The 7,199-nt window shown below is 68.1% G+C and carries 3 protein-coding genes; all 3 read left to right on the top strand.

Features of this window, described 5'->3' with window-relative positions:
* The first annotated feature begins 18 nt into the window (after positions 1 to 18).
* The 3 genes from glnA (at position 19) to KALB_RS05345 (ending at position 6,901) form a co-directional block, all read left to right on the top strand.
* A complete protein-coding gene (gene glnA / locus KALB_RS05335) occupies positions 19 to 1,362 on the top strand; it encodes a type I glutamate--ammonia ligase (protein WP_025354696.1) in 1,344 nt (447 codons plus the stop codon).
* 46 nt (positions 1,363 to 1,408) lie between these two features.
* Positions 1,409 to 2,977 (top strand): amidase, encoded by a 1,569-nt coding sequence (locus KALB_RS05340; RefSeq protein WP_025354697.1) that lies wholly within the window; start codon positions 1,409 to 1,411, stop codon positions 2,975 to 2,977.
* A gap of 72 nt (positions 2,978 to 3,049) precedes the next feature.
* Complete coding sequence (locus KALB_RS05345; protein WP_148309356.1) at positions 3,050 to 6,901, top strand: FkbM family methyltransferase; 3,852 nt, start codon at positions 3,050 to 3,052, stop codon at positions 6,899 to 6,901.
* Positions 6,902 to 7,199 lie beyond the last annotated feature (298 nt).

Genomic DNA, 7,199 nt, shown 5'->3' on the forward strand with positions numbered 1-7,199 from the left:
GCTGCATACCCTGCGCTCATGGACCGCCAGCAGGAGTTCGTGCTGCGTACTTTGGAGGAACGCGACATCCGGTTTGTCCGGTTGTGGTTCACCGACGTACTCGGCTATCTCAAGTCGGTGGCTGTTGCCCCCGCCGAGCTGGAGGGCGCCTTCTCCGAGGGGATCGGGTTCGACGGCTCGGCGATCGAGGGCTTCGCCAGGGTGTACGAGTCGGACATGGTCGCGAAGCCAGATCCGTCGACCTTCCAGGTGCTTCCCTGGGAGTCGGCGGACGGTGGCCACTACTCGGCGCGGATGTTTTGCGATATCGCGATGCCTGACGGCTCACCCTCCTGGGCAGATCCTCGCCACGTGCTGCGCAGGACGCTCTCCCGGGCAAGCGAGGCCGGGTTCACCTGCTATGTCCACCCCGAGATCGAGTTCTTTCTGCTTCGTGAGCTCAACGACGATGGCCGGGAACCGGTGCCCGCGGACAACGGGGGCTTCTTCGATCAAGCCAGCCACGACACCGCACCCCACTTCCGGCGCCACGCCATCGAGGCGCTCGAGGCGATGGGCATCTCGGTCGAGTTCAGCCACCACGAGGGCGCACCCGGCCAACAGGAGATCGACCTGCGCTACGCCGACGCGCTGACCATGGCCGACAACGTCATGACCTTCCGGTATGTCGTGAAGGAGGTGGCCATCACTCAGGGTGTGCGGGCTTCCTTCATGCCGAAGCCGTTCACGCATCAACCCGGTTCGGGGATGCACACGCACGTCAGCCTGTTCGAGGGCGACCGCAACGCTTTCTACGACGCCGAGGACCCGTACGAGTTGTCCGCTACGGGCAAGGCGTTCGTGGCAGGACTGCTGCGTCACGCTCGCGAGATCACCGGCGTGACCAACCAGTTCGTGAACTCGTACAAGAGGCTGATCGTCGGCGGAGAGGCGCCGACTGCGGTGTGCTGGGGGCACGCGAACCGATCCGCGCTTGTCAGGGTGCCTATGTACTCTCCGGGCAAGGCGTCGTCGAGGCGAGTTGAGGTGCGCAGCCTCGACTCGGCGTGCAACCCGTACCTCGCGTACGCAGTGATCATCGCCGCAGGATTGAAGGGGGTGCAGGAGGGATACGAGCTGCCGCCAGCAGCTGAGGATGACGTCTGGTCGTTGACCGAGGCAGAACGTCGCGCCGCCGGGTACGCCAGCCTTCCACAGAACCTGGGCGAGGCCCTGCGGGAGATGGAGCACTCTGAACTGCTCGCCGAGACATTGGGGGAGCACGTCTACGAGTTCTTCCTGCGGAACAAGCGCTCCGAGTGGGACGCCTATCGGAGCAAGGTCACTCCGTACGAGCTCAGCACCTACCTGCCGGTTCTGTGATCGGTGAAGTGTTGACGCGTTGCAGCGATCACGGTGGCATGTCGCCATGCGTCTGGTCTGGACACTGCTGGCTGCTGCGCTCTGCTCAACCGCTATGACTCCAGGCGCTGCCGCCGAGCCTCGTCAGGCTGGGCTTGGCTTCGACCTGGATCTGGCAACGATCCCCGAACTGCAGCACCGGTTCGACCAAGGATCGCTGACCGCGCATGCGCTTACGAAGGCGTACCTGCACCGGATCGGCACTGTCGACCACGCGGTCAATTCGGTGCTCGCCGTCAGTCCCGACGCACTCGAACAGGCCGATGCCAGCGACGCTCGACGACGACATGGCCAGACGAAGGGCCAGTTGGACGGCATCCCGGTTCTTCTCAAGGACAACGTCGACACCAAGGGCTTGGCAAGTACCGCGGGCTCGCGAGCACTCAACGTGCCCCCCATCGACGATGCCGTGTTGATCAAGCGGCTCCGTGCTGCCGGCGCGGTCATCCTGGGCAAGACCAACTTGTCGGAGTGGGCGAACTTCCGCTCGACGAAGTCGACGTCAGGGTGGTCGGGAACGGGTGGCCAGACGAACAACCCGTACGTCCTCGACCGCAACCCCTGCGGTTCGTCCTCAGGTTCAGGTGCGGCGGTAGCTGCTTCACTGGCGCAGGTCGCGGTCGGCACCGAGACGGACGGGTCAATCGTCTGCCCGGCTGGCCAGAACGGGGTCGTCGGCCTCAAGCCGAGTCTCGGACTGGTCAGCAGGACGGGGGTTGTGCCGATCTCCGCTGAACAGGACACGGCAGGTCCGATGGCGCGGCACGTCGTTGACGCGGCGATCGCACTGTCCGTCCTACAGGGACGAGATCCGCGTGACCCGGCGACTGCTGCCTACCCGGTGAGTCAGCCGCGTGACTACGCAGCGCTGCTCAACCCCGGAGCCCTGAGGGGAGCGCGCTTGGGCATCTGGCGCATGGCTGGCCAGGATGCCGACGTGGACAAGGTGATGCGCTCCGTTGTGGACGCGTTGACGGCTGCCGGCGTGACGGTTGTCGACGTCGAACTGCCCTACCAGGATCAGATCGCCGCAGCCGAATCACCTGCTCTGCTGACCGAGTTCCGACACGACCTGGAGCAGTACCTGCGCTCGCGGAGATGCGCCCCGCAGACTCTCGCCGCGCTGATCGACTTCAACAGCAAGGACCCAGTCGAGCTGAGCAAGTTCGGCCAGGAACTGTTCGAGCAGGCACAGTCCGCGCCCCCGATCACCGACGAGCGCTACCAGGCGCAACGTGAGGCAGCGACCTCGCTCGCCCGCAGGTCCATCGACGAGGTCCTGGCCGCGAACCACCTCGACGCGATCGTCGCGCCGACGAATTCCGCCGCTTGGAAGACCGACTACGCCGCCGGGGATGCGTACAGCCTCGGTTCGTCCACGCCCGCAGCTGTTGCCGGCTATCCGAACGTTTCGGTACCGGCGGGGTTCGCAGGCGCCCTGCCAATCGGCGTGTCGTTCATGGCTAGCAAGTGGCGGGACGCGCGAGTGCTCGCCTTCGCAGCGGCGTTCGAGCAGGCCAGCGGGGCGCGCAGGGCTCCCCACTACCTGCCGACCCTGCCCCTCGCGACCCCATGACAGCATCTGGATGCACCGGCTGAATCACCGTGCTGCTTCGACTCGAAGCCCAACCGAGCTAGGTTGTGCCCCGTGACAGACGTCCCCGCCACAGGCCCACAGCCCGATGAGCCGACCGTCACCGCTGCCGGGGAGCCGGCGGCGCCCCGGCCTTCTGTGATCAAGGTCGGGATCGGTCCGGAAACGTCGAACGGGCCGGGCGTTCCGCCCTCGATCGTCGTCCCCGATGCCGTGTTCAGCGCGTGCACCGTCGCGACGAGGGCGCAACTGCCCGCGGTCCGCGTGCTCGGCAGCTCGTTCCTCTCTCATCACGCTGGCGCCCGCTTCGTGGCCCTGCTGGTTGACGCCGAGCCCGGGACGACGGGGCCTGGCCTGCTGAGCCCGACCGACATCGGTGTCGGCGACCGTGAGCTCGCGGAACTGGCGACCGGCTGTACTGCTGAACAGCTCTGTGCAGCCCTGCGCCCCAGGCTGCTCGAACGTCTGCTCGCTGAGGGCGGTCCAGTGCTGTACCTGGACCGCTCGGTGCACGTGCTCGGCTCGGTGTACGAGCAGGTTGTCGATGCGACCCGCCAGAAGCCCCTGGTGCTGGTGCCCAAGGTGCTGCGCCCGCTGCCCGATGACGGGTTGCGGCCGACACCGGAGGAACTGCTCTCCGTCGGTGTCTACGACGCAGGCTTCGTGGCCGTCGCGCCGGGCGCCGAGTCCTTCCTGCGGTCTTGGGCAGAAGCCATCCGGCACGCGCCGGACACGGCGGCGAGCTTCCTCGACGGTGCACCCGCGCTGATCGAGCACCACGTCCTGCGCGACCCCGGCATCGGCCTGTCCGTCTGGAACGCGGGCCAGCGGCAGTTGGCCACTGGCTCTGACGGGGGATCGCTGCAGGTCAGCGGCGTTCCGCTGCGGACCGTCCACTTCAGCGGGTTCGATCCGCAGCGTCCCTGGCTGCTCGCGGCCACCGTGTCCGAGCGCCCCAGGGTGCTGCTGTCGGAGTACCCGCTGCTTGCCGAACTGTGCACGAACTACCGCGGCGAACTCGTCCGGCACGGGCTGAGCAAGGACCACTCGACGTACGGGTTCGAACGCCTGGACGACGGCACGGTCATCCCGGTCGGGCTTCGTCGTGAGTTCCGCCGTGCCTGCCTGGAAGCTGGGCGCTCCGGCGCGGAGCCGCCTGCACCAGCGTTCGGCACGAGCCAGGCCGAGTTCCTCCAGTGGGCTGGGGCGCCTGCGGACGGGGTGCCGAACTCCACCAGGTGGGTCGCCGCGGTCTGGCGGGGCGACCCCGAGCTGCGGGCACAGTTCCCCGAGCCGTTCTCCGTCGACGCGACCTCGTTCCGCGAGTGGTGCGTGGGCCCAGGCGTCACGAGTGGGCGCGTGCACGCCGCCGTCGTGCCACCGCGGCGTGGCGCCGACGCCGCGTTGCTCGACCAACTCGGCGTTTCGGTGCTGGGCAAGGGGTGGATCTCCGACCTGGTCGCCACCACGGCGAGGGCCTCTGGACTGCCGACGGCCACCGAACCCGGCTACCCGGTCGTGTTGCTCTGCGACCAGAACATGCGGATCCCCGGCGAGCGCTACGTCGTCGCCGTGCGCACTGGGCCGGTCAGCGACGAGGACCTGACCGGGGTCAACGAGCTGTGGGTCACCTCGGAGAGCACGAAGTCGGCACTGGAGCGTTCGGACGGTCTCACCGTGCGGACGCTTCCGTTGCCGATGCTGGAGCGCCCCACCAGGGAGGACAAGGCAAAGGCGGCTTCCCGGTCCGCGCACGAGCTCGGTGACGAGATCGTCTTCGCGGTGGTCGTCGACCACGCCTCGGAGCGGGTCGGCAACACCCTCGGTGCGGTGTCGGCGTTCCTCGCCGCGTTCCCGGACCGTAACGACGTGGTTTTGCTGCTTGCCGTCGCCGGAGCAGCCGAGCACCCGGAGGCCGCCGAGAGGCTCAGGCTCGCCACCGCGACCGACTCCCGGATCCGGTTGATCGAACGACCCATCAGCCTGCCGTTCCTGCTCGACAGCGCCGACTGGCTCGTCTCGCTGCACCGAGGCGACGGGGCTGGCGGCGACCTCATCGCGTGGTCGCTCGCCGAGGCAGCCGTGCGCGGGGTCCCGGTCATCGCCAGTGCTCACGGCGCCGTCGCCGAACTGTTCGACAACGACACCGCCGTGCTCGTGCCGTGCCACCACGGGGGCTCCGAACCCGACGTCGACGCTGCGGCGAAGCTCATGCGCGCAGTCGCCGACGAGCCGGAGATCGCCGACCGGATGGCCAGGGCCGGCCGGTGGCACCTGCTGCGCGCCTACGCCCTGACCAGGGTCGCCGAGCAGCTCAAGGAGCGGGTCGAGCACTCGTACCGCGCGTGGCGGGCCAGGCGGAGCGCCGCACGCGTCGTGCACGACAGTGATCCGCTGGGCCCGCTGCACTCGGCCAAGCACGCGCTGCTGCGGCAGCCGGACGTGGGCGTCGCGAGCCGCATGCCCATGGCACCAGCACTGCGCAAGGCGGTCCTGCGCGTGCTCAACCACTACGACAACCACCTGCGGGACGTGCTCGGCACCGTCCTCGACGGGATGGAGCGCACTGCTGGTGAACTGCTGCGCAGGCAGGAGGAGATCCGCGACGCAGGCGGCGTCACCGAGCTGCACGACATGCGCGAGGAACTCGACCGGCACGGGGCCCGCCAGTCGCAGCTGCACGACCAGCTCGCCGGTGTCGACGACAGCGTGGTCCGGGTCACCGCCGACCTCGCCGGCCAGGGGCGACGCATCAGGGAGTTGGAGGACGCCCTGGTCGCTGAGGCGGGCAAGCGCACGAAGAAGCTCGACAACCTCGCGGACCGGCTCGACCGGCTGACCATGATGCTGGACCGCACTCTCGACCGGATCGACGCGCTCGAGGCCAAGGTTGGGGACAGCCTGCGCGAGCGGGACAGTCGTCTGGAGTCAGGTCTGCGTGCGGCGCATCAGGCGCAGCACACCTCCGACGCCCTGCGCCGGGTCGTCGTCCGGGAGCACGAGCGGCACGGAAACCCGGTCGACGGCGTGCCGAGTTCGCTCGTGCTGTGCGACGTCGGCTTGCTCAGGCTGCCTGCTGAGGACGCGCTCATGCTCCCGCTGCTGTCGAGTAACGGCGTGTGGGAGCCGGAGTTGTCCAGGCTGATCGATTCGCTGGTCGAGCCCGATGGCGTATTCGTCGACATCGGTGCCCACGTCGGTTACCACACGATCAGGGTGCTCAGCATGCTCGGCACCAGCGGGGCCGTGGTCGCCGTCGAGCCGTGCGCACGGGCTGGGTCGTTGCTCCGCCACAACGTCGAGGTCAACCTGCCGCCGCAGGTGGGGGACCGCCTGATCGTCGTGGACGGGGCGGCCTGGGACGTCTCCGGCGAAGTCGTCGCCGAACCCGCCATGACCGGTGGGGTCAGCGTCCGCCCTGGTGCGGACGCACATGTGCACGCGGGCGCCCCGTCCGCTGCGCAGGCCCAGTTCCCGGCCAGGACCGGTCAGCTGAACGGGGCTCCGGTTCTGGAACCGGTCGAGGAGGGCGTGCCGATTGGCAGCCCGCAGGAGTTGGTGCGCGCTGTCCGACTGGACAAGGAGCTGGAGGCCATGCCCAGCCTTGCCGGACTGCGCTTGTCGGTGGTGAAGGTGGACGCCCCCGGACGTGAGCACCGTGCCCTCGGCGGACTTGTGCGCCTCCTGCGCAGGGACCGGCCGCACGTGCTGTGCTCGTTCTCACCGAATGCCATCACCGAGTTGGGTGACGATCCGATGATCGTGCTCAGGGAGTACGGCACCTGGGGGTACGACCTCGTGCCGGTGGACCACCAGCAGGCGGTCACGCCGGAGCAGGTGCTGGAGTCGACTGCGCACGGTCGGGGCATGACGCTGTGGCTCCGGCCCAGGGGCAAAGGGGCCTGACCCCGGCCGTTCACCCCGCTGACCAGCCGATTTGACTTCGGTGATCGATCTGAGTAACTTTTCCCTCGTCGCAAGGAGGAGGAACGCTCCTAAGACCGAAAGTCTTAGCGGGCGGGCCGCTCCTCGGGTCGAGGCAGTTGACACTGCGAACCGGACCGGGTAGAGTTCTCCAGCGGCCGACGGGCTGGACCAAGTCGAAAAAGCTCCTGAGAGCCGATTTGACTCGGAGAATCCGGACCGACTACGGTAGGAAATGCCAGAACGGGTAAGACCAGGTCGGAAAAGCTCCTCCGGAGCC

Origin of the sequence: Kutzneria viridogrisea DSM 43870, assembly GCF_000525635.1 — a bacterium.
GTDB lineage: Bacteria > Actinomycetota > Actinomycetes > Mycobacteriales > Pseudonocardiaceae > Kutzneria > Kutzneria viridogrisea.